Raw genomic sequence first — 23,678 nt, forward strand, 5'->3', positions numbered from 1 at the left:
GGCCAGTCATTGGACGCTCCGACGCGAGACATCGGCCGCCTGCAACGATTGGCGACCACGGCCGCGTGCCGACCTATCCGTTTGCACACACCCAAGACCCAATTCGGACATCGTGGCCCACTCACTCGATCACTTCGGGGTACCGAGGCTTGGCTTGCCGGTCGGGGGGCCGAGTTCTGAACCCAGCGCCCGTGGCGACGGATTGACCAAAAGATCACTCGGCTGCGCTTGTTGCGCGTTTCAGAGTCACCACAGCAGTACCCCCACCGGATGCCGGTGTAGGATTCTTATACGTGAGCTCATCGCCGTTGATCGCGATGAAGCGCTTCTGATTCGTATTGTCCCAGGCGGGAAAGCTGCCGCCGATAATATGTAAGGACAGTGAATGTTCAGATTCATTGACTTTGTAGTCACCAAACATCACGATTATCCCCTCCAGAGCAGCTTTGCTTTGCCCGGCAGTCGGAAAGTCGCGGCGGGCAAATTTTCCTCGTCTCGGACGCATGAGATTGATTGAGAAGTGATCTGCTGCATCAAACATGAAATATCCTTTCGGATCGGAACCAAATACTTCGGTTGTTTTCCCGGTCCTTTCATTCACGTTTACAAATGAAATGACGCTCCAAGTGCCTACAAGCTGCTGTTTGAGCGGCTCTGCGGCTTCCGCGGATAACGTGGTGCATGCAAGAGCTGCGGCTATCGGAATTGACAATAGTGTTTTCATGGTGCTCCTCCGGTTTTCAGGAACGTTCCATCTATGACGGGTTCTGGGCTGGCCGCCCAGCTTAGTCAGAGCCTCGAAATCATTGCATGGGGCACTCGTAGGTCAGTGGGGCAATTCATCCCACAATACCGCACCAACGGCCAGTACGGGATTGAGCAATCGGCCAAAACGCTACGGCCGACGATCATGTCGGCGATCCCCGCGGAAGCCGTCGAGCGAGTCGAAAACGCACCCGCGATGGTTATACGCGCAGATCCAAGGCACCCATCTGCGTGCAGCCGCCATCTCAATGCTGATTTTGTTTGAAGGCGGCCGAACAGTTGCAGCCAAGATCGTACGTGCCTCTTCGCCGCTGAATCCCTTATCTCGCTCATGCAGAGAGTCTTTGACACGGACTCGGATACCCGCTGCGGGGTTCTCCAAAAGCATCTCTTGGTCGACCGCGAACTGCAGTGTCGCCTTTGCTGCTGCAAGATAGACGTCTCGGACAGTGATGTTGGACATCCCCATTTCCAAGAGCTTCTTTTTCCAAGCCACAATATTTGAACGTGAAATGCGGTCGGCTTGATCGTGGCCAAGATGGTCGATCAGGCGCTCTATGACAGGCTCCCAGCGTTTCAACGTCGATGGCGCGAGTTGAGCTTCGTTGGCATACGACTTGAAAACCGATCGGAGCGTCAGTTGTGGTCGAGATGCGGCAAGCTCGGAGACGTCAGCCTGCTCAGGTTGGATTTCGACCGCCGGCTTCGCTGCGATTCCCAACGACCCGATCGGAGGTGTTTGGGTTGACCATGCACCGACAATCGGCGTGGCGTCCCGCTCCCAACTGAGCTCAATCTTCAGCGCAGCCTCCAGATACCGAATCCGAGCAATCCCAGGGTCTCGAGTTCTCAATGAGATCTTGATCTCGCGCTTTCCGACCAGCTTCTGAAGCCGATCTGGAACGCGTTTCCAGAGCCAGAAAATGCCGCTTTCGGGATGTCGTCGTGGTGTGCCTAGTGCGCCCATGTGTGTACCAGCGTTGTGTACCAACGGCGGACCGGAAAACCTATTGGAATCAAAAGGTCGGCTGATTTCTAGGCTGTTTTCGATGTGGTGGCGGAGAGGGAGGGATTCGCCCCCCGAAAGAAACGTTAGTGTTGGTAGCGTCGTTGGTAGTCGCGCCGAACAACCATAAAGAAATCACGTATTATCAATTAGTTGCCTTTTAAATTCGACGCCGGCCAGGGCACCAGCCTTCGCTGCTTCGCAGCTACGGCTGGGCGAGCCGGGCGGAGGTCTATCCATGCGAAGCAGGGAAGGCTGTCCCGCCGAAGCCTTGGCGAAGGCGGACTAGATCAACGAGTCCGGTATTTCCCTCCCCTTCCAATCGTCACATCCTACCTGTATAAACCGGTAGCTTCTTCTGTAACTCGAAGGAGCTCACATGAACGACCTGCATACGTGGCTTTCGCAGCAGCACCACGGCCTGCGCACCTTCCGGACATTTCAGCAAAAGCTCGAGACGCTCGGCCGGGACGATCCCGCCCAGCGCGGTCTTTGCCGCCTGTTGAGCGGCCTCGTCGGCAGCTATGTCGAGGCCTTTGACGAGGAGCCGCTGCCGGTCGAAATCGCCGATGGCGCATATCAGCGTCTGCTAACGCTGGTCGAGAGCATCGATATTCACGGCGACGCCGACCGCCGGCTCGCCGACATCAACCGCGTGGCGGAGAGTGAGCTCTGGCGGTGAGAGGCGGCACGGCCGTCGCCATCGCCCCGGCTTGATCACGCGAGACGCGTGTAGGTCGTGTTCATCGTGTAGTCCTTGCGTGGACCCGATACGACATGACGGACGACGAACGTTCCATCCGGCCGAAACATGTAGGCCGACTGATAGTCGTCGTGCTTGCAAAGATGGCGCGCACGTCCGCTCAGCTCTCCCCCGGAAGATGCGGACAATGAAATCTCGTGAAACAGCCGCGGCGGATCTTCCCTGAAGAAGACCTTGAATCCGCCCTCGCTGTTGCTGAAGACGTATTCGCGTTCGGCCTGCACAATGGCGCCGTTCGCGAGCTTCAGATGTCCCTGCTCGCGATAGGCCAACCGCCCCCCGTCCAGTGGCGTGAAGATCGCGATACCCTGCATCGTAGCCTGGCCTTCGATGACACGGTTGAAGGACCACGAGCCGATCAGCCTTTTCGTGACGTCCGAGGCGTCACCCCAGCCGTCGATCATCACTTCATTCATATCTTCAGACCTGCGCAATTAACCAGCCGGCCCAGCCTCTCAGGACCCGCAGCCGGGAGTTCGACTTCAGCGAGCCGATACCTATATCCTATCGCAACGAAATGGTGATGCAGTGAGCAGCTTCGATGGCCAGGAGACGCACGACGGAAGCGGACGCCGACGACCTCCCCCGCTATTTCGTCTGGGTCCGGGGCCTCGAAGGCCCCGAGCCGCAGAAATGGATGGCGATGGATTTCGGCATCGGTGACTGGAAGCGGCCGCAAGTGCTGGCCTTTCTCGAGCTGCCGGAAGGCGAACGGCACCTGCCGCTGTCAGCGCTGGCGCGCCGCTATCCGCCACCGAGGGTGGAGACCTAGCGCTCTCTCACTTCCCCCTCGCCGCGGTCGGCGTCAACCCAAACCGCCTGCGGAAGCAGCGGTTGAAATAAGAGAGATCGTTGAAGCCGCAGGCAAAGGCGATGTCGCTGATGCGGCCCTCGCGATGTGCCAGGAGGTCGGCGGCCTTGCGCAGACGCAGCTCAGTGAGGCGGGTGGTGAAGCTGGCGCCGGCCTCGAACAGCAGCTCGTTGACGTAGCGCTCGGAAAGGCCGCCGGCGGCGGCAAGCTTCTGGGCGGAAAAACCCGGCTCGTGGAAGCGCGCCTCAAGAATCGACAGCACGGCCTTGAGCCGCACGGCGCGCAGGCCCCCGCGTCGCGCGGCAGTGGCGATATCGCTGCGGGCACCGAGACCGATCGCGGCAAGGTCGAGCAGATGGCCGGCGATCGCCATGCCGGCCTCGTCGGCGGCCGTGGGATTGCGGAGGAGGAGATCGCTGTAATCCATCGCCAGCAACAGCGCGCCGCCGGGCTCGAGCTCGCAGCCGACGAGATCGTCGATGTCGGCGACCATCGCGCGCAGCGTATCGACCGGCAGATGCACGTTGGTGAAACGCTTTTGGCTCGCGCCGTCGGCCGCGAAGAACGGCTCGTCCAGCTTGAGCAGCACCATCGCTCCCGGCCGCATGGTGAATTCGCGGCCACGATGGATCACCTGAGACGGAAGATCTCCGGTGTTGCGCGCGAGGCAAAAGCGGTCGTCGCCGGTCTCGATCACCTGGCGCTTCTCGCGCCGGACCGTGACGAAGCTGCCGTCGCAACGGCCGAGCATGGTGGTGCCGATATGGATCGAGTTCATCGTGGCGCGAAACGGCACGTCGGACGCCGGATCGAGCTCGCCGGTGTTGGAGAAATGCTCGAACAGCTCCGCGAAGCGGATGAAGCGCTGCCGGTCGGACAAGTCCTGTGGCAGCATCTCGGTCGAGAGCGACTTCCTGATGACGGACATCGAGAACGACTTTTCGAGAATGGCTTTTCTAAGTTCTTAAAAAAAGGCTTGGCGCTCGCCGAACCTCGCACGCCAAACAGACGCCCGCAGAAGACCAGCATACCGCAAGCTATCAGCACGCCAACGTGAATCAAGCCGCGCCGGTCAGTCCAAGCTGCGACGGCGCTGGCGCCGGACAGTCCAAGACGCCCCACACAAGCGGGCCCTATTCAGGCAGCGGATGCGGCACGCCACACAAGGACTGCATCCGGGCAAACGGGCGGCCCCAGCCTGACGCCCGCTGGAGGAGACAACGACATGCGAACCTCTCTACCCCGCAGCCTCGTGCTCGGCGGCGCCATCGCGACCAGCCTCTGCATCGGTTACGCGCTTGGCGCGCAGCCGCACATGGACGAAGCCATCGCGATCCTGCAATCGGCCCGCGCCGAGCTCGGCAAGGCAGAGCCGAACAAGGGCGGTCATCGCGAGAAGGCGATCGGGATGATCGACCAGGCGATCGCCGAAGTACGCGCCGGCATCGCGTTCGCCGCCGGCCATTGAAGCAAGGGCATTCGGGAGGAAGACATGATACGCACCCTGTTTGCCACGGCTCTCACGCTCGGCGTGATCACGGGCGTTGCCCAGGCCATGCCGCTCACCCTGCTCAACGCAGGCGCGAACGGCGACGTCATCGCGGTCGCCGGCGGCTGCGGCCCCGGCTGGCACCGCGGCCCCTATGGCGGCTGCCTCAGGAACTACGCCAACCCCGCCGCGCATGCCTGCCCGCGCGGCTACCATATCGGCCCCGGCGGCGCTTGCCGCGGCAATGGCAGGTAGGAGCTGAACACTCCGCCTCTCCCCGCTCGCAGGGGAGAGGCGTCCGCCGACATCACGCCTCTCGCCACCGGCACCAGCAAGACCAAACGTTTTCGTAACCGTCATGCCGCGGCGTCCGACCGCGGCAGGGCGGCGGCGCGATCCCGCTTGCTACCTCAACGGGACTATGCACAGAATGCACCTGTTTTTCATAACACAACCATTGATTGAAATCGTGGAGTGCTGAACGGCTCCAGCCCGAAGTGCTTCACCGTCGATTGCCAGAGGGGCCCCATGACCCAGCATGATGGCGCGCAGAATGGTGATTCTGCCAGACCCAAGCACACGCATGACGATGCAAGCGCCGGCGGGACGACCGCCACCACCCTGTCGAAGCGCAAGCTGGTGCTGTTCGCCGACGGCACGGGCAACGCGTTCACCGCCCAGGAATCCAGCGTCTGGCGGCTCTATGAAGCGCTCGACCACACCCAGCCGGACCAGATCGCCCACTACATCAAGGGTGTCGGCACCGCCGGCTGGGCGCCGCTCGCAGCCATCGACGGCGCCACCGGCATCGGCGTTCCCTCCAACGTCCGCAAGCTCTACCGCTTCCTGTGCTGGAACTGGCGCGAGGGCGACGAGATCTACATCTTCGGCTTCAGCCGCGGCGCCTTCACTGCGCGCACGCTGGCGGCGCTGATCGCGAGTCAGGGGTTAGTGCCGGCGGAAATCAAGGGCGAGCCGGTCTCGCATGCCGAGATGGAGCGCAACGCCATGTCCGCATGGCGGGAATACCGCAAGGAATCGGTGGGCTATCGCAGCCTGCCGACGATCTGGATTACGCGCTGGATTCGCGACCTGCTGCTCATCATCTACCATTTCGTCTGCGGGCACCGCTCCTATTGCACGGTCCGCAAGGCCATGGCCGGCCGCAAGAACGTCAAGATCGAATTCCTCGGGCTGTTCGACACCGTCGAGGCTTTCGGCGTACCGATCGAGGAGCTGCGCGTCGCGATCGACTGGGCAATTTGGCCGATTTCGTTCCGCAATCACCGGCCCTCGCGCAAGGCGAAGCACATCTGTCACGCGCTCGCGCTCGACGACGAGCGCACCACCTTTCATCCGCTGCGGATCGACCAGAGCCGTCTAGCGAATGACCAGACTGTCAAGGAGGTGTGGTTCGCGGGCGTCCATTCCGACATTGGCGGCGGTTACCCGGAATCCACCCTCTCCTTCGTTCCGCTGGTCTGGATGACCGAGCAGCTCGGTGGCCAATTGCGCTTCCAGAACGGCACGATCGAGCGCTTCCGCGAGTATCAATCGGCGATCGGGCCAAAGCACGATTCACGCAGCGGCGCCGCCGTGCTTTACCGCTACGGTCCGCGGCCGATCCTCGAAGGCGATGTGAACGGCGGCAAACCGGTCGTTCACTTCGCCGTGGTCGAACGAATGCTGTTCGGATGCGACGATTATGCGCCGATCATGCTGCCGGCGAACGCGCGGGTGCTGATGCCCGACGGAAGCATCAGGGAGCTCACCAATGACGGCGCGCACCAAGCCATGCATGACGCCTACGCGAAGAAAGCGAGGCGCCCGATAAGCAAGGAGGAATCCGACGCCTTCACTGGAATGAAAGCGCCAGACGCGGACATGGCGAATCTGGCGCGCGGCGCCGTGTGGTGGCGACGCGTGGCCTATTTCTCGCTCCTGATCATGACGGGCATCATCGCCGCCTGGCCGTGGATCGCCCGCAAGATCATAGATACATCCGGCAAGAGCCTGCGCGATTTTGTCAGCAACATCGACTGGGGTTTCAGCGCCATACTCGGCTCCGTCGCGAACCTGCTCAAGAACGTGTTGCCCTCCTATGCGGGGCCATGGCTCAATATCGCACTCTATTATCCTGTCGCGACCGCACTCGTCGTGCTGGTCACGTGGTGGGTCTGGAGCATCAACGCCTCGCTGCGTGATGGCATCCAGGAGCGGGCGCGACTCGCCTGGTACCGGCCGGAACGGAAGGCGAGCGCAAAAAACCTCAGCCGGATGAGTTTGTTGTTCAGGTTTGGCGGTTTGATGCAGCGAAATGCGCGGTGGATGAGCTTTCCGTTCACCAAGATCATCTTTCCCATCGTCTCCATCGTCGTCATCTACGCCGCGGCCTTGCTGATCGCCTCGAGCAGCTTCTTCACCTGGCGCGTCGCGACCGGACAGGTTTGTGAAACCCCGGAAACAAAAGCCGCAGAGGCGAAGAGAAAGGGAGCGAACGTCGCGGTAGACATTCCGCCTGCCAAGCCGGTGGGCGACAACGCGCTTCCTGCGGTCGAGCTTTTCAACGTCAACCAGTTCTGTTGGGCAAGCAGGCTCGCCGTGGAGAAGGGCCGCAAATACCGGGTCTGGATCGATATCGACCAACGCTGGTTCGACCGCACGATCATGACCGGCGTCACCGGATTCCAGACCTACGAAAACCACCATTACCTCGCTCTCCCGACCCGGCGACTGTTCGGCGCGGACTGGTTCCAGCCGGTCGTACGCGTCGGCGAGAAGGGCCTGAACGATCAGCCGCTGCAGGCCATGAACGTGATGTCGGCAGATGAACTGCCGCGCCGCATTGACCCGACCCTTCCCGAGGAAAATGCTCAGGATGAGCCAAAAAACAGATATCCCGTCCGCATCGAAAACGCTGAGGAATCGAGCACGGACGATGCGGCGAAGCTGACGACACTCAAGGCTGACATCGCGAAGATGGGCACATTCGATGCGCTTCCGCCAGACGAGTCGGCACGCAAGGTCTGGGACACGCAGAAACTTGCAGACCGGATGGTGGCCGAATTCACCGCACCTGATTCCGGCGAGCTGTTCTTCTACGTCAACGACGCCGTGCAGATCGTCCCGGGCTTCCTGCGATGGCTGGCCCCGGCAAAATACGTCGACTATTTCGGGCCGGACGAACAATACTACAAGAACAACAGCGGCACGGCGCGGATCACGGTACAGCGTCTGCCCGCGCCGCCGACGCCATCGGCTGCGGCAAAGCAGTAGGCGCCGGCCACACCGGAGCGGAAGAGTGACAACGCCCCCATGATTATGGGTGTCGCGGCGTCCGCGCCGCGGCTAAACTTGGCCTCGCGCCGCGGGGGACACGCGGTGCGGGACGATGAACATGAGCGAACAGGGCGAGACGGGTGAGGCCATCACCATCCTCCTCGTCGAGGACGACGCGCCGACCTGCTGGCGGCTCCAGGATGCGCTGGTCAAGGCCGGCTACAAGGTGCGCAGCGCAGGAACGCTCGGCGAGGCGCGCCAGGCCCTGAACGGCGGCGCACCGCGCGTGCTGCTGACCGATCTGCGGCTGCCCGACGGCCATGGCATCGAGCTGATCCGCGAGACCCGGCAGCGCTTTCCCGACACCGAGATCATGGTGATCTCGGCGCTCGGCGACGAGGAGAGCGTGATCTCGGCGATCACCGTCGGCGCCACCGGCTATCTCCTGAAGGACGCCTTCCCGACCGACATCGCCACCACCGTGCGCGATCTGGTCGCCGGCCATTCGCCGATCTCGGCCTCGATCGCCCGTTTCATCGTGCGCAGAACGCAAGGCGCCGCGCCGAGTTCGGCCGAGCCGCCGCGCGGGCCCGTGCTCAACACCGCACGACTCACCCCGCGCGAGATCGATATCCTCTGGGGCATCGCAAAGGGTTTCAGCTACGCCGAGATCGCTAGCCATCTCGGCCTGTCCAGGCAGACCGTGCCCGGCCACATCAAGAACATCTATCGCAAGCTCGAAGTGCACACGCGCAGCGAAGCGGTGTTCGAGGCGGTGCAGCAGGGCCTGATCAAGCTGTGAGCGAGATTGCAGCGAAAGCACCTGCGCGACCGCGGCGCCGGCTGATCGCGGCGCGCCTCGTGCCCTATCTGCTGCTCCAGGCGCTGATCGTGATCGTCACCATCCAGGGGCTGCGGCTGCTCCAGCCCAGCGACCCCGACGATTTTGCCGTGAGCGAATTTTCGCTGCGGGAGGACGGCACGACCCGGGCGGTGACGTTGCCGCATTTCACGTCGTCGCGCTACGCGCTCCAGGACCCGCCGCTCTATTCGGGCACGTTCGTCTTCAAGCCCGATGCGGCAAACACGGCCTGGTCGGTCTTTCTGCCGCGCTTCAGCAATGGCGTGGAGGTCGCGGTCAACGGCGTCGCGATCCTGGACTCCCGGCGCGATCCCACCGCCAACCGGCCCGACCGCAACACGCCGGAGATCACAGTGATCCCGTCGTCGCTGCTGCGCGACGGCAGCAACGCCATCACCGTGCGGCTATTGGTGTGGGGTCCGCTGCGAGGCTTCCTCGACACCGTCTATGTCGGGCCGGACGAAAGCCTGCGGGGAGCCTACGAGACGCGCACGCTGCTGTTCGTGACGCTGCCCGTGGTGTTCTCGGCCTGGCAATCGTTGCTGGCGGTGATCCTCGCCATCATGTGGCTGATGCGACGCCGCGAGCCGGTCTATGGCGTGCTGGCGGCAGGAATGCTCGTCGGCGCGATGCAGGCCTTCGCGCCGGCGCCGCTGCCGCCCGCGCCTTATCCGCGGCTGGCCGCCATCCTGCTGGCGTCCGCGCCGATCGAGAGCGCGCTGGTCGTGACGTTCGCGGTGCTGTTCTTCGGCTGGCGCTGGCCGCGCTACGGGCTGCTGTTGTTCGCGCCGGGGCTCGTCATCCTGCTGGTCGGGCTCTTTGCGGGCCAGCCGATCCCGCGCATCACCTTCCTGTTCCTCGGCGTGCCGACCGTGGGCCTGTGCCTGATGCTGCTGGTCGTCATCCTGACGTGGGCGGTGATCAGGCGGCAGGACGCGGCGAGCTTTACCTTCGGCTGCGCCGTGACCATCGTGCTGACCTGCTGGTTTCACGACATGCTCTCGGCGTTCGAGTTCGTGCCGGACGATCGCACCTTCGTCACGCGGCTGTCCTATTCCGCGATGCTGGTGGCGATAGGCGCCGGACTGACCTGGCGCTTCGCCCGCGCGCTCAACGAGGTCGACAGCTTCGCCGGCCAGCTCATCGCACGCGTGCGCGAGGCGGAGGAGCGGCTGAAGGCAAGCTTCGCCCGCGAAGAAGAGCGCGCCCGTGCCGCCGCACTCGCCAACGAGCGCACGCGCTTGATGCGCGACCTGCATGACGGCCTCGGCGGTCAGCTCGTCAGCATCGTCGCGCTCTCCGAGCGTGGACACGAGGGCGCGACCATCACGGACGCTGCGCGCGCCGCGCTGAAGGATCTGCGCCTGGTCATCGATTCCATGGACGACATCGGCGGCGACCTGATGCTTGCGCTCGGCTCCTGGCGCGAGCGTGCGGCGGCACAATTGCGGCCACACGACGTCGCACTCGAATGGCACGTGGCGACGCCGCAGGGCCTGCCGCTCCATCCCGAACTGCGGCCATGGCACGTCATCCAGATCGTGCGCATCCTCGACGAGGCCGTGACCAACGCGGTCAAGCACGCGCAGGCGCGCCATATCGTTGTTACCATCGAGACGCTCGACGATGGCCAAGGAGATGGTGACCGGCCGTGTGGCATGATCAGCGTCGCGGACGACGGCAAGGGCTTTGCCCTGTCCGGCAACGGCGAAGCCGGCAGTGCGGGCCAGACCGCGCGGGGTCTGCGCAACATGCGAAGCCGCGCCGCGCGCTGCGGCGCGGTGCTGGATCTGGCCTCGGATTCCTCGGGGACGCGCGTGCGGCTGCAACTGCCGAAAATCTTTCCCGATAGCGACGCCGCCGCCGCGGGCTGAAAAGCCCCCTCCCCGAACGTGTGGGACGCACGGAGAGAGGGGACGGGCCGGATTATCGTCATGCGGAGGACGGGGGGGTCGTCCGCAGATCATCCTTTCGCCCGAAGCAATGCAATCAACTCAATCAAACGAGATCGTCAGCGCACGCCGACGCGATTGACCGGGCCTCCGCGATTCATCGGCGTTCCCGCACGAACGCCGACGCCGGGCGCGCCGACTCCGGGCGTCGCCACCGCGACCGCGGCGGCCGGCGCGACCACCACCGCCCCGGCCGGCCGCACCACGCAGCCCTTGGGCACGCCGACCGTCTTGCAATAGACCACCGCCTGCGCCGGGCTCGTGCCCAGCGACACCATCGCCGCGCCCGCGAGCATCATGACCGTCAGCCCGGCGCTCAGCGCTCCCACGTTTTTCGACATCTTGCTCTCCTGCTTCCCGTTCGGCGCCCCGATGCAATCACCGGGTTTCGCAGCCGACGTGCAGCCTGAATGGCAAAAGACGGCGCGCGGATACATGCCATGAAGATGGGGGTGCGCCGAGCGAGCCGATGCCATGAACATGGCATGGACCGGCAACGGCCCTCCGCGAGATGGTCCGGCTCACCCGATCCCAGCGGGACCCTTCACAATCCCAAAGAGGTGTTTCATGAAGACTTCAGTTCTTGCCGCGCTGCTGCTCGCTGCGGCCATCCTGCCCGCCGCTGCCCAATCCGGTCCGACGCCGCAGGAGCAGATGGCCTGCCGCGGCGACGCCGGCAAATTCTGCGCCGAACATATCGGCAAGCCGCCGCAGATGAATGCCTGCCTGCGCGAGAACAAGACAAAGCTCTCGGACGCCTGCCGCAAGGTGGTGGAGTCGCACGGCGGGTGATCTTCTTCCTTCCCTCCTGTGGGAGGTGCCTTGCCGATGGCAAGGCGGATGAGAGCTGCCTCGACGCACCAAGAGCAGAGACTCTCTGCCGCGAGCCACCCTCTCCCGCGAAGAAGGGAGAGGGACAGCAGCTAATTCGTCAGGCCATAGACGTCGATGCGGCCGTCATAAGTCGGGCGATAGATGCGGCCTTTCCAGACGATCGGACGGTTGAACTTGGGATGCATGAAGGCGTGCTCCGGGCCCCAGTCCTCGCTGTCCCAGATCACCTGGAGCCGTTTGGAACCATCCGGATTGGTGGCGAAATTCTGCGCATCGTAGACCAGGAAGCGGCCCGGACTGAGAATCATGTTGCTGTCCTGATAGGGCACCATCGCCACGATGATGCCATCAGTGCCGTTGTTGGCGGCAAGCGTGATGCTCCAGCCGGGCATGCCGCCCGGCGGACGCGGCGATTGCGGCGAGGCGATCTCGTTGCCCCCGGCGAGATAGGTCGTTCTCCCGTCGGCCGCAATCGACCATGCCCGCAAGGCGCTGTTCTCGCCGCCGACGAAATGCATGGTGCCGTGGGTGGCGGACTGGAACAGCAGCGGCGTGCCATGCAGATGCCGCGTCGCGCCGCCGGGAAACACGTTCAGCTCCATCGGTGACGCCGGCGCAGGCGGCACGGCGGGATCGAAATACGTGTACAGGATCGGTGGCATGAGAAGCCTGTTGTAGTTCGCCGCGAAATGGCCGGCCGCAAGTTCGCCCGGCTGCGTCTTGCCGAGCGCATTGGCATTGCCGGTGTAGAGGATGCCGTCCTTGCCCGCGGCCAGAATGGCATGGGCGGAGGCGACATAGACCGGACCGCCGGAACCGAAATCCTGGTCGCCCCACATCGACTCGTTCATCGCCTCCATGTGATGCGCCACGACCGGCGCGATCTGCGCATCGGTTGCACTGCGACCCGAGGTGACCGCGACATGCGGCATCTCGCGCGCATACCGAGGCTTCAGCGTCATTCCCATACGCCTTGCATGCGCGATCACGGAGGGCAGGGAAACGTTCGACGGCAGCGGCAGTTCGTCATTGTCGTCATCGTCGGCGGTTGCTGCGTCCGCAGCCGCGCCGACCCGGTTGGCGTCGGTCCATGGCGCCCACCACGACATGACTTCGAAATGCGCATGGCTTCCGGTGTGCAAGGCGAGCCGCACGATGCTCTCGCCGAAATCGCCATGCTGCGGCGAGAACGCTCCGTTGCCGGTGATGACGTAGATTGAACCGTCGGGAGCGAGGGCCGGGCCGGCCCCGCTCTGCCACAGCCCGCCGCCGGAGCCGGTGACGGTGGAGCACCACGACGCAGCGAGCCGCCAGGCATGGACGTCGACCGCGAGCAGCCAGCCGCGCGCCGTCTTCGAGGTCTCGGCGATCGTGCCGAAGGGGATCAGCACGTGGTTCCGCGTCAGCGTCAGGGCGCTGCGCTGCTTGCGCTGGGCCGAGACGAATTTCTGCACCGGCAGGCCGCTCGGCGGCGTGTAGACCGCGCCCTCCAGGTTCAGCAGCCCGTGCACCTTCGAGCCGTCGCGGATCCGCAGCGCCGCGAGGAAATGCTGCCCCTTGGCGACGCTGCCGTCGTCGCTGATCCAGGCGCAGGCATAGAGAATGCCCGCCCCCTCGTCGATCACCGGGGTCGAGAGAATGCCCCAATGGACGTTGGTCATGTGGCCGTCGATCGCCCTCGTTCCGACGATGGGACGCCCCAAGTTGGTCGCCCAGATCTTCTCGCCGGTCACAGCGTCGAATGCATAGACCCAATTGCCCATGCTGGCCTGGAAGATCAGGTCGCGGATCTTGCCGTCGGCTGTGTGCAGGCCGCCGACCGCCAGCGGCTGCGCCTCGAGCCTGGGATCGTCGGGAATCGGAAGGCTGAAGAGTTTGACGATGCCCCTGCTGCGGACGGCGGTCGCCGTCAGCACCGTCTCGGAATTGTTCGTACCGGTACGGGCACGGTCGTAGCTGCGGGTCGTGACGGAGGCGACCATGCTCAGGCTCCGTAGGCGAGGAGGCTTCCGGCCGCAATCAGGCAAGCCGCTGCAAGCGGTCGTACGTCGCGCAAGCCTGCGCGCCACCCGCGCGACACGACGGCTCCGCAGGCAAAGCCGAGCCCGGCCATCATCGCGCTCGACAGTGCGGCAACGGCCGGCGCATCAGGCGTGCGCGACACGAGATTGTCGATCGCCAGCAGCGGTGGCAGCACATAGAACCACCCCGGCGCATTCAAAAGACGTTGCGCGATGGGGTGGCGCACCACCAGCGATGCGCCGCACGCGATCAACAGGATCGCTGCGAGCCCGCCCGCGACCGGCATCGTGACGCCGAGCGCGGAACCCAGCGCATCGCAAGCGCCGAACATCAGAATGAGCGGCAGCACATGCGGTTGCGGAACGATGAGTGCGAGCGCAAAGGCCACGATGAGACTGTCCGCGGACGTCCACAACAGATGTATCGACATGGAAACCTCTAAAAGGTTTGCAATGCGAGATAAGTGAGGTCAGTCGAGAAGGCCGCCCCGTCGTCCGCCTTCGAGGGCAATTGCAGCGCGGTGAAACCGCGATTCCGCGCGTGTCGCGCGAGAAAGTGGAGCAGCCAGGCAATGCCGGCTCTATCAACCGGCGTCGGCACGGTGACGCCTTCGCGGTACGGCGCGAAGAAGCGACCCCGAGCTAACAGCGCTACGCCCATGACGAGGCCTTTGGCTAGCCACGCCAATCATGCATTGAACGGAGATCGTCTGGAAGTTGAAATTCGAGGCAAGCGCGTCCGCAGAACGAACCGTCGCTCACGATCGCGTGCACGACGGCGAGGATGGGCGCTAGTCGTCGTCGGGCCCGAACAGCCTGATCTGCGGCAAGCCGCTGCGCGGCCGGCTCGCGACATCGCGCGCATCGGAATCTTCGCGGATGTTGCGCGCGACGTCATCCCAATCGGTGCGGTCGCGCATGCCGCGCGGCTCGCGGGGATCGTAGTGCCGGCGCTCGGCCCAGCGCTCGCGGCGCTCCATGCGGCGCCGTTCGGACGCGGCGCGCTTCATGTCGGAATCTCTGGCCTTGGCATAGGCGTTGTCGGGTGAGGATGGCGGCTCTGTCGATGCCTGCTGCTCGGCAGGCTTTGCGACTTGCGGAGGCAATGCCGGTGCCGGCTTGGGCGGCTCGGCCGCGGCCGCCTGGGAAGGCTGCGGCGCTGGCGGCTCGGCGTTCGCTTGCCTTGCCTGCGTGTCGGGCTTTGCGGGTTCGGATTTGGCTTCGGCCTGCGCCGGCGCGGCGATCATGGCGCCGAAGGCTTGCGAGCCGGTGAGATATTGCAAGCGCTCGGAAGGCGCGTCCGTCATCGCGGGTTTGGCAGCTTCAGCGCGCTGCGCCATCTTGCTCGTGTCCGGCCCCTGCTTGGGCGCGACCGGATTCATGATATTGCCGGCGACGATGCCGCCACCGAGACCAATGGCGATGGCCGCGACGATCGTTCCGGCACCGACGAAATAAGCTGTCGAGGCGCGCATTGGTCCACTCCCTCTTTGGAGCGGGCAACGTTTGTCGATTGCCGGATGTTCCCGATGCGGGACGCAGTTCCCGGAGGAACTTGCGCGTCAGATCTGCTGCGCGACTTTTTCAAGCCCGATGATTCGGGCGAGCTTGCGAACTTCTTCCTTCTGATCCTCGCGCAGCTGGAACAGCAGCGGCATTGCGGCCGACTTCAACTGCTGGACCTCGTCGCAGTTCGGATCGATCGGCACGCCCGGCGCGTTCGGATTGGAGAGCTTGTTCGCGGAGATCTTGCGGACGACATTGCGCAGCGCGGTCTCGACCGAGGGCCAGTAATATTCCTGCGACGACGACAGTTTCAGGCGATCTCTGATGCCCGCGATCTGCACGTCGGACAGCAACGAATAGTTTTTCTGCGGCTGCGGCTTGGCGGCGGCTTTCGGCTTGGCCGGAGCTTCGACGGGAGCCTCTGCGGCAGCGGGCGCTTCATGCACACTCGCCTTGGGCATCGGGAAATCGGCGGGCGTTGCGGCGGCAAACGCCTGGCGCAGCGGCTCGGTCAGCACCGGCGCCTGCGAAAGCTTGTCGGCGGAGACCTGGACCGGATCGATCGCGGCCGAGGCCAGTGCCAGCGTCGGGACCAGGCGGTCGGCCTTGGCGGCGCGATTTGTCGAAAGCTGCTTGGGCGGCGGGGCCTGCGTGATCATCTCCGCGCTGACGCTGGGCACGCTGTCACGGCCGAGGATGGCGGTGGTGGCGGCGCCGAGGACGAGGAAACAGGTCAGCACGACGATGGTGATGGCTTTGGACAAACGTCTCTCCAGGCCCAGCTTCAAGTCCACGTGACGAGTGCCCGGAAACTGGGCGGTAAATAAGGCTTAACCGAGCCATCGCGACGGCAATCGCGCGGACTGTGGCGACATGCCCCGAAATCTCAAGGAAATCAGGCAGCTAGCGCCAGGTCGTAGGCATCCTGGATGTCGGCGACGATCTCGGAGGCCTCCCAGACCGCGCGCGGCTCGACCGATTGCAGCGTCACCGTCCAATTGCCGCCCCGGCGGGTGCGGGGGACGCTGAGGATGTCGAAGCGCACGTTGCGGCACAGCGGATGACGGGCCAGAGCATGGGCCACGCGGACCCGGATTTCGTCCAGCGTCGCGGCTGTCTTGCTATTGAGAAAATCGAAGTCCATCGCCTGTCCCTCTCGGTCCTGATTGGCGGCCGTGAGGGGGATTCTTGGCGGGCGTTGGTTAATCTGCCGTTAAGTACGGGGCCGCGGAGGAGCGCTCGATTAACTGTGATCGGGAGCGACGGCCCCTCCTCTCCCTCCCCCGCAAGCTGGGCGAGGGGAAGGACGCCGCCTACCGCCCGCCCGCATCGCGATATTCGGCGAGGGTCCGCGCCACGAGATCGTCGACCGCCATCACGTCGGTCACGCCCGATGTCGCGTGTCCCCCGCTCCAGATATCGCGCCAGCGTTTCGGGCGGTTTTCGCGCGCGTCGACGTCAATGTCCTTGCCTATATCGATCGCGCCACGTGCCGGCAGATCGTCGGGATCGAGGCCCGCAGCCAAGATCGACGGCTTCAGCATGCTGGTCTGCAACCCCGTGAACGCGGTGGTCAGCAGGATGTCGTCGGCGCTGCTGTCGACCAGCATCTCCTTGTGGCGCTCGTCCGCCATGCTCTCGCGCGTCGCGATGAATTTCGTGCCCATGTAGCCGAGATCGCAGCCGAGGACTTCAGCCGCACGCAGCGCGCGGCCGTCGCTGATGCCTCCGGCGAGCACGATGATGCCGTCAAAGAATGCGCGCACCGCGCGGACGAAAGCGAACGGATTGAGCCAGCCGGTCTGCCCGCCTGCGCCCGCGGTGAGCAGCACCAGCCCGTCGGCGCCGGCTTCCGCCGCACGCTGGGCGTGGCGGATCGAGGCCACGTCCGCCAGCACCAGCGCGCCGGCATCGTGCAGCGGCTTCAACACCGGCGCGGGCGATCCAACAGAGGTGATGACGATCTCCGGCTTGTGTCGCAGCAGCACCGCGAGATCCTGCTCCAGCCGCGCGTTGGAGCGATGCACGATCAGGTTCGGGCAAAGCGGCGCGGCCTTACGACCTGTGTGATCTTCGTGTTGCCGCAGTCGCGTTTCGATCTCGGTGAGCCACGCCTCGAGCTGTTCCGTGCCGCGGCAATTCACGGTGGGGAAGCTGCCGATCACGCCATTGCGACAGGCCGCGACCATGAGCTCGACGCCCGACACCAGAAACATCGGCGCCGCGATCAAGGGCAGAGCGAGACGATCACGGAAGTGTTGCAGTCGATCGGATGTCACTCACGCCTCCTTGCACGGGCTTTGTCGTTCCATCCCGCATTCTCTGTGCTAGCGTTGCGCACAAACATTGGCACGTCAAAAGCCGATGACAAAACAACGGGGAAACATATGTCCGATCCGCTCCACGCATCGTCCCCGACTTGCGCGCAGACGCTGCGGGCACTGTCGCGCTATCCCGGCCGCACCGCTTTCGCCTGGCCCGGTGGATCGCTGAGCTATCAGGGCACCATCGACCTGATCGGACGCATCCAGGCCGTGTTCATGCGGCTGGGCTTGCAGCCCGGCGCGCGCGTCGCGTTCCTCACCGCGAACCGTGCCGACACCTGGTGCGCCGGTGTCGCCGCGCAATTATCCAGGCTCTGCGTCACCTGGCTGCATCCGCTGGGATCGAGGGCAGACCAGCTCTTCCAGCTCGAGGATTCCGAGGCCGAGATGCTGGTGGTCGATGCCGCCACCTTCCGCGATCGCGGCGGCGAGCTTGCCGCGAGTGCGAGCCGGCTCAAGGCGGTCTTCACCACGGGACCGGCCGACTATGGCGTCGACCTGTTGCAGGCGATCGAGATCGAAGGCTACGCCGGCGCGCATTGCTTCGCCGGCCCCGACGATCTCTCAACGCTGAATTACACCGGTGGCACGACCGGAAAATCCAAGGGCGCACTGCGCTATCACCGCGAGAACGCCGGTGGTGCTGCCGCGATCCTCGCCGACTTCGAGATCCCTGACACCCCGCACTACCTCGCGGTTGCCCCGATCAGCCATGTCGCCGGCACGAAAGTAGTGCCGACCCTGATGCGCGGGGGCACCGTGCACATGCTGAAAGGCTTCGATCCCGAGGCGGTGCTGGCGACGATCGCGCGCGAGCGCATCAATTTCACGCTGTTCGTGCCGACCATGATCTATGTGCTGCTCGATCATCCCGCGCTGAGCAGGACCGATCTGTCCTCACTCGAGCTCGTGCTCTACGGCGCCTCCGCGATGTCGCCGAGCCGGCTGGTCGAGGGCATCGAACGCATTGGGCCGGTGTTCTCGCAGCTTTACGGGCAGACCGAATGCTATCCGATTTCGGTGCTGCGAAAGGCTGATCACGATCCCAGGACGCCGGAGCTGTTCCTGTCCTGCGGCTTCCCGATCTCGACCTGCGAGGTCAGGATTCTCGACGACAACGACCAGGAAGTAAAGACGGGCGAAGCCGGCGAGATCTGCGTGCGCGCGCCGCATGTCATGGCCGAATACTGGAAGCGGCCCGACATCACGGCCGAGACGCTGAAGCATGGTTGGGTCCACACCGGCGACGTCGCGCGCAAGGACGAGCGCGGCTACATGTTCATCCTCGACCGCAAGAAGGACATGATCGTCTCCGGCGGCTTCAACATTTTTCCGCGCGAGGTCGAGGACGTGCTGTCGCAGCATGCGGATGTCGCGATGGTCGCGGTCGTCGGCATTCCCGACGAGAAATGGGGCGAAGCCGTTACCGCCATCGTCGTGCCGCGTGAGGGGGCACAGCCCGATCCGGACGAGCTGATCAATCTGGTGAGGACGCGAAAAGGCTCGGCACATGCACCGAAGCAGATCCAGTTCGTCAAGCAGCTGCCGATGACCGGCGTCGGCAAGGTCGACAAGAAGGTGCTGCGCGCGGGCTTCTGGAGTGGACGGGACCGGATGGTGGGGTAGTCATCCCCGATCTGCAACTTGTGGCAGGTAGCACCGCACGTATTCCCGCGGCCGCACTCCGGGGTTCTACGGGTCGCTGTGACCCGCGAACAACAGCTCGGAAGGGACTTTTCAGGCACGCCGTCCGCGCAATTGCAGGCGAATCAACGAATCAATTAGACCGCTGACGGGGCTGGGAAGCGGAGTATCAAATGAGAGTCGCTTCCTTGGAAAGTGCGTTGGCCGCGATCACGTTGATCACGGCTATCATCGTCCTGCTGTGGGAGATCAAGATCGTCTACGGCAGCTGAACTGGCAGGACGCTGGCGTCGAACAGAGACCTCCGGACAAGAAGAGGTTCGCGACCAGGGCATCCCTTCCGCGGCGGCGGAAGTCTGCCGTTCCATCGGCGCAAGGAGCGATCACGGCGCTTGCCGACACGCTTACCGCTTTTCGATCACCAGACTCTGCACCGCCCGGCCGAAATAGCCGCGACGATCCGCGAGCCGCGACATCGCGAGGCCGGCGCCGTCGGGACCGATCCAGGATTCGCCGTCGAGCAAGATCCACTCGCCGCCCGGCTGGCGCGATAGGTTCACAGTAAGGTCGGCATTGATGTAGGTCCAGGCGCGGAAGTCGAGCGTCGAGGCGGTGCCGTTGGAGAAATCGGCAGCGACCACGGCGCGCATCGCCTGCGAGACCGCTTCGCCTTCGACCAGCGGATGGTCGAGGCGAAACCAGATCGCGCCGGCCCCGGCCTGGCCGAACCGGCCGCGCGCGGCGCGCATCGAGACCATGCCTGCGAACGGACTGGTCGCGCCATGGCCGTCCTCGACCAGCGAGTCCTCGGGCGACGGCAGCGTGACCGGCAACTCCTTGACGTCGTCCGGCAAAGGCTGTGATTGCCGCTTGATCTTGAGCACGGTGGCATCGACGACCTGAATACCGTCGGCGAACAACTTGATCTCGCAGAGCTGGATCTTGCGCCCCTCGCGCAAAACCTCGCTCTCGATCGTGAGCGGCGCCACCGGCACCGGGCGCATCAAGTCGATGGTGACGCGCGCAACATTCATCGGCACCGGCGTCGGAATGCGTTCCGCCGCCCACGTCACCAGCGCGGACGGCGCTGAGCCGTGCTGCATGCGCCGGTCCCACGGACCGGCAGCATTAGGGCTGGTGACGACGTTGTTGCCGTCGACGCGGTAGATGGCGGTCATGTTTGCACGGTATCTCGGCTGGCGTCCCCCGGACGCAGCGCAGCGCCGGGGTCATGTGCTGCAGCGATGGGTCCCGGCTCTGCGCAGCAGCGTTGCGCGCTGCAGCGCGTCCGGGACACGAGAGCGGTTAGAGCGGCGGATCGATCGCCTCGTCATATTCCTTCTTGAAGCGCGCGATCAGATCGGCGGCGGGGATGATGCCGTCGACGCTGCCGATGCCCTGGCCCGAACCCCAGATCTCCTTCCAGGCTTTCGGCTTGGCGCGCTCGCCGGAGGCATCCGTGCCGAAGTTCATCTTGGACGGATCGGACGTCGGCAGGTTTTCCGGATCCATGCCGGCCGCGAGGATCGACGGCTTCAGATAGTTGCCGTGCACGCCGGTGAAGAGGTTGGAGTAGACGATGTCGTCGGCCGTCGAGCCCGCGATCATCTCCTTGTATTTCTCGACCGCGTTGGCTTCCTTGGTCGCAATGAAGGCCGAGCCGATATAGGCGAAGTCGGCGCCGAGGATGCGCGCGGCGCGGATCGCCTTGCCGTTGCCGATCGCACCCGACAGCGCGATCGGGCCATCGAACCATTTTCGCGTTTCTGCAACGAAGGCCAGCGGCGAGATGGTGCCGGCATGGCCGCCGGCGCCGGCCGCAACCAGGATCAGGCCATCGGCGCCCTTCTCGATCGCCTTGTGGGCGAACTTCTGGTTGATCACGTCGTGGAAGACGATGCCGCCCCAGCCGTGCACCGCTTGATTGAGCTCCTCGCGCGCGCCGAGCGACGAGATGATCATCGGCACCTTGTACTTGGCGCAGAGCTGCATGTCGTGATCGAGCCGGTTGTTCGACTTGTGCACGATCTGGTTCACCGCGAACGGCGCCGACGGCTTGTCGGGATGGGCACGGTCATGGGCCGCGAGCTCTTCGGTGATCCGCGCCAGCCATTCGTCGAGCAGCTCCGGCGGCCGTGCGTTCAGCGACGGAAACGAGCCGACCACGCCGGCCTTGCACTGCGCGATCACGAGATCGGGCACCGAGATGATGAAGAGCGGCGAACCGATCACGGGGATCGACAAGCGCCCCTTGAACAAGGCAGGCATGGACATAGGCGAAACGATCCTTTGGTGGCGAGCAAATCGAAAGCTGGAGGCCATACCAACAAGGCAATCTTTCCACTGTCAAGTATTGCGTTTTGACGCCGTGGCGGATGCCGTTACCGCAATTCCAACATGCGGAATTCGCTACGCAAACGCGGGCGGCATCACCCGATCAAATCCGGATTGATCAGCCGCTCGAACGAGAACATCTCGTCCCATTTCTCCTGCGTCAGCAGCTTGCGTTCGACCACCACGATCTGGTGCAGCGACTTGCCGCTCTTGTAGCCCTCGCGCGCGATCTCGGCGCATTGCTTGTAGCCGAGCAGCGGCTTCAGCACCGTAACGATGCCGAGCGAGTTCAGCACCATGTTGCGGGTGTGCTCCTCGTTGGCGGTGATGCCGACAACACAGTTCTCGCGCAGGCTGTTGACCGCGCGCTCCATGGTGCGGATCGAGAAGAACAGCGCGAACGAGATCACCGGCTCCATCACGTTGAGCTGAAGCTGGCCGGCACTTGCGGCCAGCGTCACCGTGGTGTCGAGGCCGATGACGAGGAAGCTGGTCTGGTTGACGACCTCGGGGATGACAGGGTTGACCTTGCCCGGCATGATCGACGAGCCCGGCTGGAGCTGCGGCAGGTTGATCTCGTTGAAGCCGGCGCGCGGGCCCGAGGCCAGCAGGCGGATGTCGTTGCAGATCTTCGTCAGCTTGCTCGCCGTGCGCTTGAGCACGCCGGAGAGCTGCACATAGGCGCCGGTGTCCGAGGTCGCCTCGACGAGATCGCCGGCGAGGATGAAGTCGACGCCGGTCAGCGCGCTCAAATGCCGGACCGCGAGTTTTGGATAGCCGACAGCCGCAGTGACGGAGGTGCCGATCGCGGTGGCGCCGAGATTGATCTCGCGCAGCAGCGCGCGCGCCTCGGAGATGCGGTCGACCTCCTCGCCGATCGTGGTGCCCCAACCGCGGAATTCGGCGCCGAGCGACATCGGCACGGCGTCCTGAAGATGCGTGCGCCCCATCTTCAGCACGCGCTCGAACTCGCGGCCCTTGGTGAAGAAGGCCTCCTGGAGCTGGCGCAGCGCCGTCATGTAGCTCTCGAGCCGCAGGATCAGCGCCAGCCGGAACGCGGTCGGATAGGTGTCGTTGGTCGACTGGCCGTAATTGACATGGTCGTTCGGGCTGACATGCTGGTAGTCGCCCTTGCTGAAGCCGAGCGATTCCAGCGCGAGATTGGCGATCACCTCGTTGGCGTTCATGTTGGTGGAGGTGCCGGCGCCGCCCTGGATGAAGTCGGTGACGAACTGATCCATCATGTCGCCGGCGATGACGCGGTCGCAGCCCTGGATGATCGCGTCCGCAACTTTCGCATCGACCGCGCCGAGGTCGCGGTTGGCGCGGCAGCCTTCTTGACGTAACCGAGCGCCTTCACGAAGTAAGGCTCCTGGTTCATCGGAATGCCGGTGATGTGGAAGTTCTCCTTCCCGCGGATGGTCTGGACGCCGTAGTAGATGTCGTCGGCGATCTCGCGCTGTCCGAGGAAGTCCTGCTCCGTGCGGCTCATGGGCGCTCCTTTGCTGGCGCTACGTCCTCAGTTCTGGCACAGCGCGCTGGTGACGAAGGTATCGGTGCGGCAGTCATCCGGTTTGCGTTGCCGGCCCGGGATCAGAACCTTGGCCGAGCATTTTTCCGCGGAATCGGCGTTCAGGCTCTTGCCTTCCTTGTAGCCCTTGCTCTGGCAGAGCTGGTCGGCGGCCTGCTTGCAGTCGGGCGCGCCATTCGACGAGGCGGGGCAGGCCATGCGCCCCGACACCATGGCCGACGGCGTCGCCAGCCGCGACAGGTCGTTCATGGTCTCGCTCGGGCTTTTGATCGGTGGCAGGATCGAGGGCAGCTTGTCGAACAGCTTGCCCATTTCGTTGATCAGTCCGGGATTTTCCTCGCGCGCCGGCGGCGACGAAGGAGCTGATGTCGAGGGCGGCGGCGCGGTCTGCGGTCCCTGCTCCTGCAAGCCGAGCGCCGGCGGCGCGGATTGCGGCCAGCTGGTGCTGCCGGCACCGAGCAGGAGCGAAAGCACTGCGAATATCAGCGTCCCCGGTCGGAGGACCGGATTGCCGGATCGAACCATCATGACGGCAACCGTAGCCGAACCCGGCGCAG

23 protein-coding genes and 1 pseudogene are annotated in these 23,678 nt (G+C 64.4%); 9 read left to right on the forward strand and 15 right to left on the reverse strand.

The window, feature by feature from the left end:
• Positions 1-214: 214 nt before the first annotated feature.
• Positions 215-724: a lipocalin-like domain-containing protein gene (locus CT676_RS27165; RefSeq protein ID WP_085399472.1), complete on the reverse strand. Its 510-nt coding sequence runs from the start codon at positions 722-724 to the stop codon at positions 215-217.
• Between the two features lie 171 nt (positions 725-895).
• A complete protein-coding gene (locus tag CT676_RS27170; protein WP_085399473.1) occupies positions 896-1,732 on the reverse strand; it encodes a DUF6538 domain-containing protein in 837 nt (278 codons plus the stop codon).
• 418 nt (positions 1,733-2,150) lie between these two features.
• Between CT676_RS27170 and CT676_RS27175 the strand changes: the two genes are divergently transcribed.
• On the forward strand, positions 2,151-2,453 hold the full coding sequence (locus CT676_RS27175) for a hypothetical protein (protein ID WP_085399474.1): 303 nt from the start codon (positions 2,151-2,153) through the stop codon (positions 2,451-2,453).
• A 35-nt stretch (positions 2,454-2,488) separates the two neighbouring features.
• On the opposite strand, the gene CT676_RS27180 is transcribed toward CT676_RS27175, so the two are convergent.
• Positions 2,489-2,950: a DUF6314 family protein gene (locus tag CT676_RS27180; RefSeq protein WP_085399475.1), complete on the reverse strand. Its 462-nt coding sequence runs from the start codon at positions 2,948-2,950 to the stop codon at positions 2,489-2,491.
• 125 nt (positions 2,951-3,075) lie between these two features.
• On the opposite strand from CT676_RS27180, the gene CT676_RS27185 reads away from it, so the two are divergent.
• Positions 3,076-3,306, forward strand: coding sequence for a hypothetical protein (locus tag CT676_RS27185; protein ID WP_063985827.1), 231 nt, complete (start codon positions 3,076-3,078; stop codon positions 3,304-3,306).
• A gap of 7 nt (positions 3,307-3,313) precedes the next feature.
• Here the strand turns inward: CT676_RS27185 and CT676_RS27190 are convergent, their stop codons facing one another.
• Positions 3,314-4,273 carry an AraC family transcriptional regulator gene (locus tag CT676_RS27190; RefSeq protein WP_135215746.1) on the reverse strand — a complete coding sequence of 320 codons (960 nt, stop codon included), beginning with the start codon at positions 4,271-4,273 and terminating at the stop codon, positions 3,314-3,316.
• 297 nt (positions 4,274-4,570) lie between these two features.
• On the opposite strand from CT676_RS27190, the gene CT676_RS27195 reads away from it, so the two are divergent.
• The 5 genes from CT676_RS27195 (at position 4,571) to CT676_RS27215 (ending at position 10,849) form a co-directional block, all read left to right on the forward strand.
• Positions 4,571-4,813, forward strand: a complete 243-nt coding sequence (locus CT676_RS27195) for a hypothetical protein (RefSeq protein WP_063985829.1) — start codon at positions 4,571-4,573, stop codon at positions 4,811-4,813.
• Positions 4,814-4,837: 24 nt separating this feature from the next.
• On the forward strand, positions 4,838-5,089 hold the full coding sequence (locus CT676_RS27200; protein WP_085399477.1) for a hypothetical protein: 252 nt from the start codon (positions 4,838-4,840) through the stop codon (positions 5,087-5,089).
• Positions 5,090-5,362: 273 nt separating this feature from the next.
• Positions 5,363-8,110, forward strand: coding sequence for a DUF2235 domain-containing protein (locus CT676_RS27205; protein ID WP_135215747.1), 2,748 nt, complete (start codon positions 5,363-5,365; stop codon positions 8,108-8,110).
• Between the two features lie 121 nt (positions 8,111-8,231).
• Positions 8,232-8,915, forward strand: coding sequence for a response regulator transcription factor (locus CT676_RS27210; protein WP_038933185.1), 684 nt, complete (start codon positions 8,232-8,234; stop codon positions 8,913-8,915).
• A complete protein-coding gene (locus tag CT676_RS27215) occupies positions 8,912-10,849 on the forward strand; it encodes an ATP-binding protein (RefSeq protein WP_085399479.1) in 1,938 nt (645 codons plus the stop codon). The genes CT676_RS27210 and CT676_RS27215 overlap by 4 nt, the downstream gene beginning before the upstream one ends.
• Before the next feature lie 137 nt (positions 10,850-10,986).
• On the opposite strand, the gene CT676_RS27220 is transcribed toward CT676_RS27215, so the two are convergent.
• Positions 10,987-11,268 (reverse strand): hypothetical protein, encoded by a 282-nt coding sequence (locus CT676_RS27220; protein ID WP_085399488.1) that lies wholly within the window; start codon positions 11,266-11,268, stop codon positions 10,987-10,989.
• Between the two features lie 226 nt (positions 11,269-11,494).
• Here CT676_RS27220 and CT676_RS27225 point away from each other — a divergent pair, with 226 nt between their 5' ends.
• On the forward strand, positions 11,495-11,719 hold the full coding sequence (locus CT676_RS27225; protein WP_014491555.1) for a hypothetical protein: 225 nt from the start codon (positions 11,495-11,497) through the stop codon (positions 11,717-11,719).
• Positions 11,720-11,850: 131 nt separating this feature from the next.
• On the opposite strand, the gene CT676_RS27230 is transcribed toward CT676_RS27225, so the two are convergent.
• The 6 genes from CT676_RS27230 to CT676_RS27255 all read right to left on the reverse strand — a co-directional run bounded on the left by CT676_RS27230 (position 11,851) and on the right by CT676_RS27255 (position 17,567).
• A complete protein-coding gene (locus CT676_RS27230) occupies positions 11,851-13,743 on the reverse strand; it encodes a PQQ-binding-like beta-propeller repeat protein (RefSeq protein WP_085399480.1) in 1,893 nt (630 codons plus the stop codon).
• Between the two features lie 2 nt (positions 13,744-13,745).
• Positions 13,746-14,213 carry a hypothetical protein gene (locus CT676_RS27235; RefSeq protein WP_085399481.1) on the reverse strand — a complete coding sequence of 156 codons (468 nt, stop codon included), beginning with the start codon at positions 14,211-14,213 and terminating at the stop codon, positions 13,746-13,748.
• A gap of 360 nt (positions 14,214-14,573) precedes the next feature.
• A complete protein-coding gene (locus CT676_RS27240) occupies positions 14,574-15,257 on the reverse strand; it encodes a hypothetical protein (protein ID WP_085399483.1) in 684 nt (227 codons plus the stop codon).
• 87 nt (positions 15,258-15,344) lie between these two features.
• Entirely contained in the window at positions 15,345-16,052 is a 708-nt protein-coding gene (locus CT676_RS27245; protein ID WP_085399489.1) for a hypothetical protein, read from the reverse strand.
• Positions 16,053-16,183: 131 nt separating this feature from the next.
• Positions 16,184-16,432: a hypothetical protein gene (locus CT676_RS27250; protein WP_028147356.1), complete on the reverse strand. Its 249-nt coding sequence runs from the start codon at positions 16,430-16,432 to the stop codon at positions 16,184-16,186.
• A 169-nt stretch (positions 16,433-16,601) separates the two neighbouring features.
• Positions 16,602-17,567 carry a nitronate monooxygenase gene (locus CT676_RS27255; RefSeq protein ID WP_085400971.1) on the reverse strand — a complete coding sequence of 322 codons (966 nt, stop codon included), beginning with the start codon at positions 17,565-17,567 and terminating at the stop codon, positions 16,602-16,604.
• A 108-nt stretch (positions 17,568-17,675) separates the two neighbouring features.
• Here CT676_RS27255 and CT676_RS27260 point away from each other — a divergent pair, with 108 nt between their 5' ends.
• Positions 17,676-19,238, forward strand: a complete 1,563-nt coding sequence (locus tag CT676_RS27260) for an AMP-binding protein (RefSeq protein ID WP_085400969.1) — start codon at positions 17,676-17,678, stop codon at positions 19,236-19,238.
• Between the two features lie 422 nt (positions 19,239-19,660).
• On the opposite strand, the gene CT676_RS27265 is transcribed toward CT676_RS27260, so the two are convergent.
• The 4 genes and pseudogenes from CT676_RS27265 to CT676_RS27280 form a co-directional block, all read right to left on the reverse strand.
• Positions 19,661-20,434: a thioesterase family protein gene (locus CT676_RS27265; RefSeq protein WP_135215748.1), complete on the reverse strand. Its 774-nt coding sequence runs from the start codon at positions 20,432-20,434 to the stop codon at positions 19,661-19,663.
• Positions 20,435-20,561: 127 nt separating this feature from the next.
• Positions 20,562-21,530, reverse strand: a complete 969-nt coding sequence (locus tag CT676_RS27270) for a nitronate monooxygenase family protein (RefSeq protein ID WP_085400966.1) — start codon at positions 21,528-21,530, stop codon at positions 20,562-20,564.
• A gap of 155 nt (positions 21,531-21,685) precedes the next feature.
• A pseudogene (locus tag CT676_RS27275) lies at positions 21,686-23,082 on the reverse strand (aspartate ammonia-lyase).
• A gap of 27 nt (positions 23,083-23,109) precedes the next feature.
• On the reverse strand, positions 23,110-23,649 hold the full coding sequence (locus CT676_RS27280) for a hypothetical protein (RefSeq protein WP_085400964.1): 540 nt from the start codon (positions 23,647-23,649) through the stop codon (positions 23,110-23,112).
• Between the last annotated feature and the right edge of the window lie 29 nt (positions 23,650-23,678).

This window comes from Bradyrhizobium sp. MOS001, from assembly GCF_004634465.1.
Classification (GTDB): Bacteria; Pseudomonadota; Alphaproteobacteria; order Rhizobiales; family Xanthobacteraceae; genus Bradyrhizobium; species Bradyrhizobium barranii.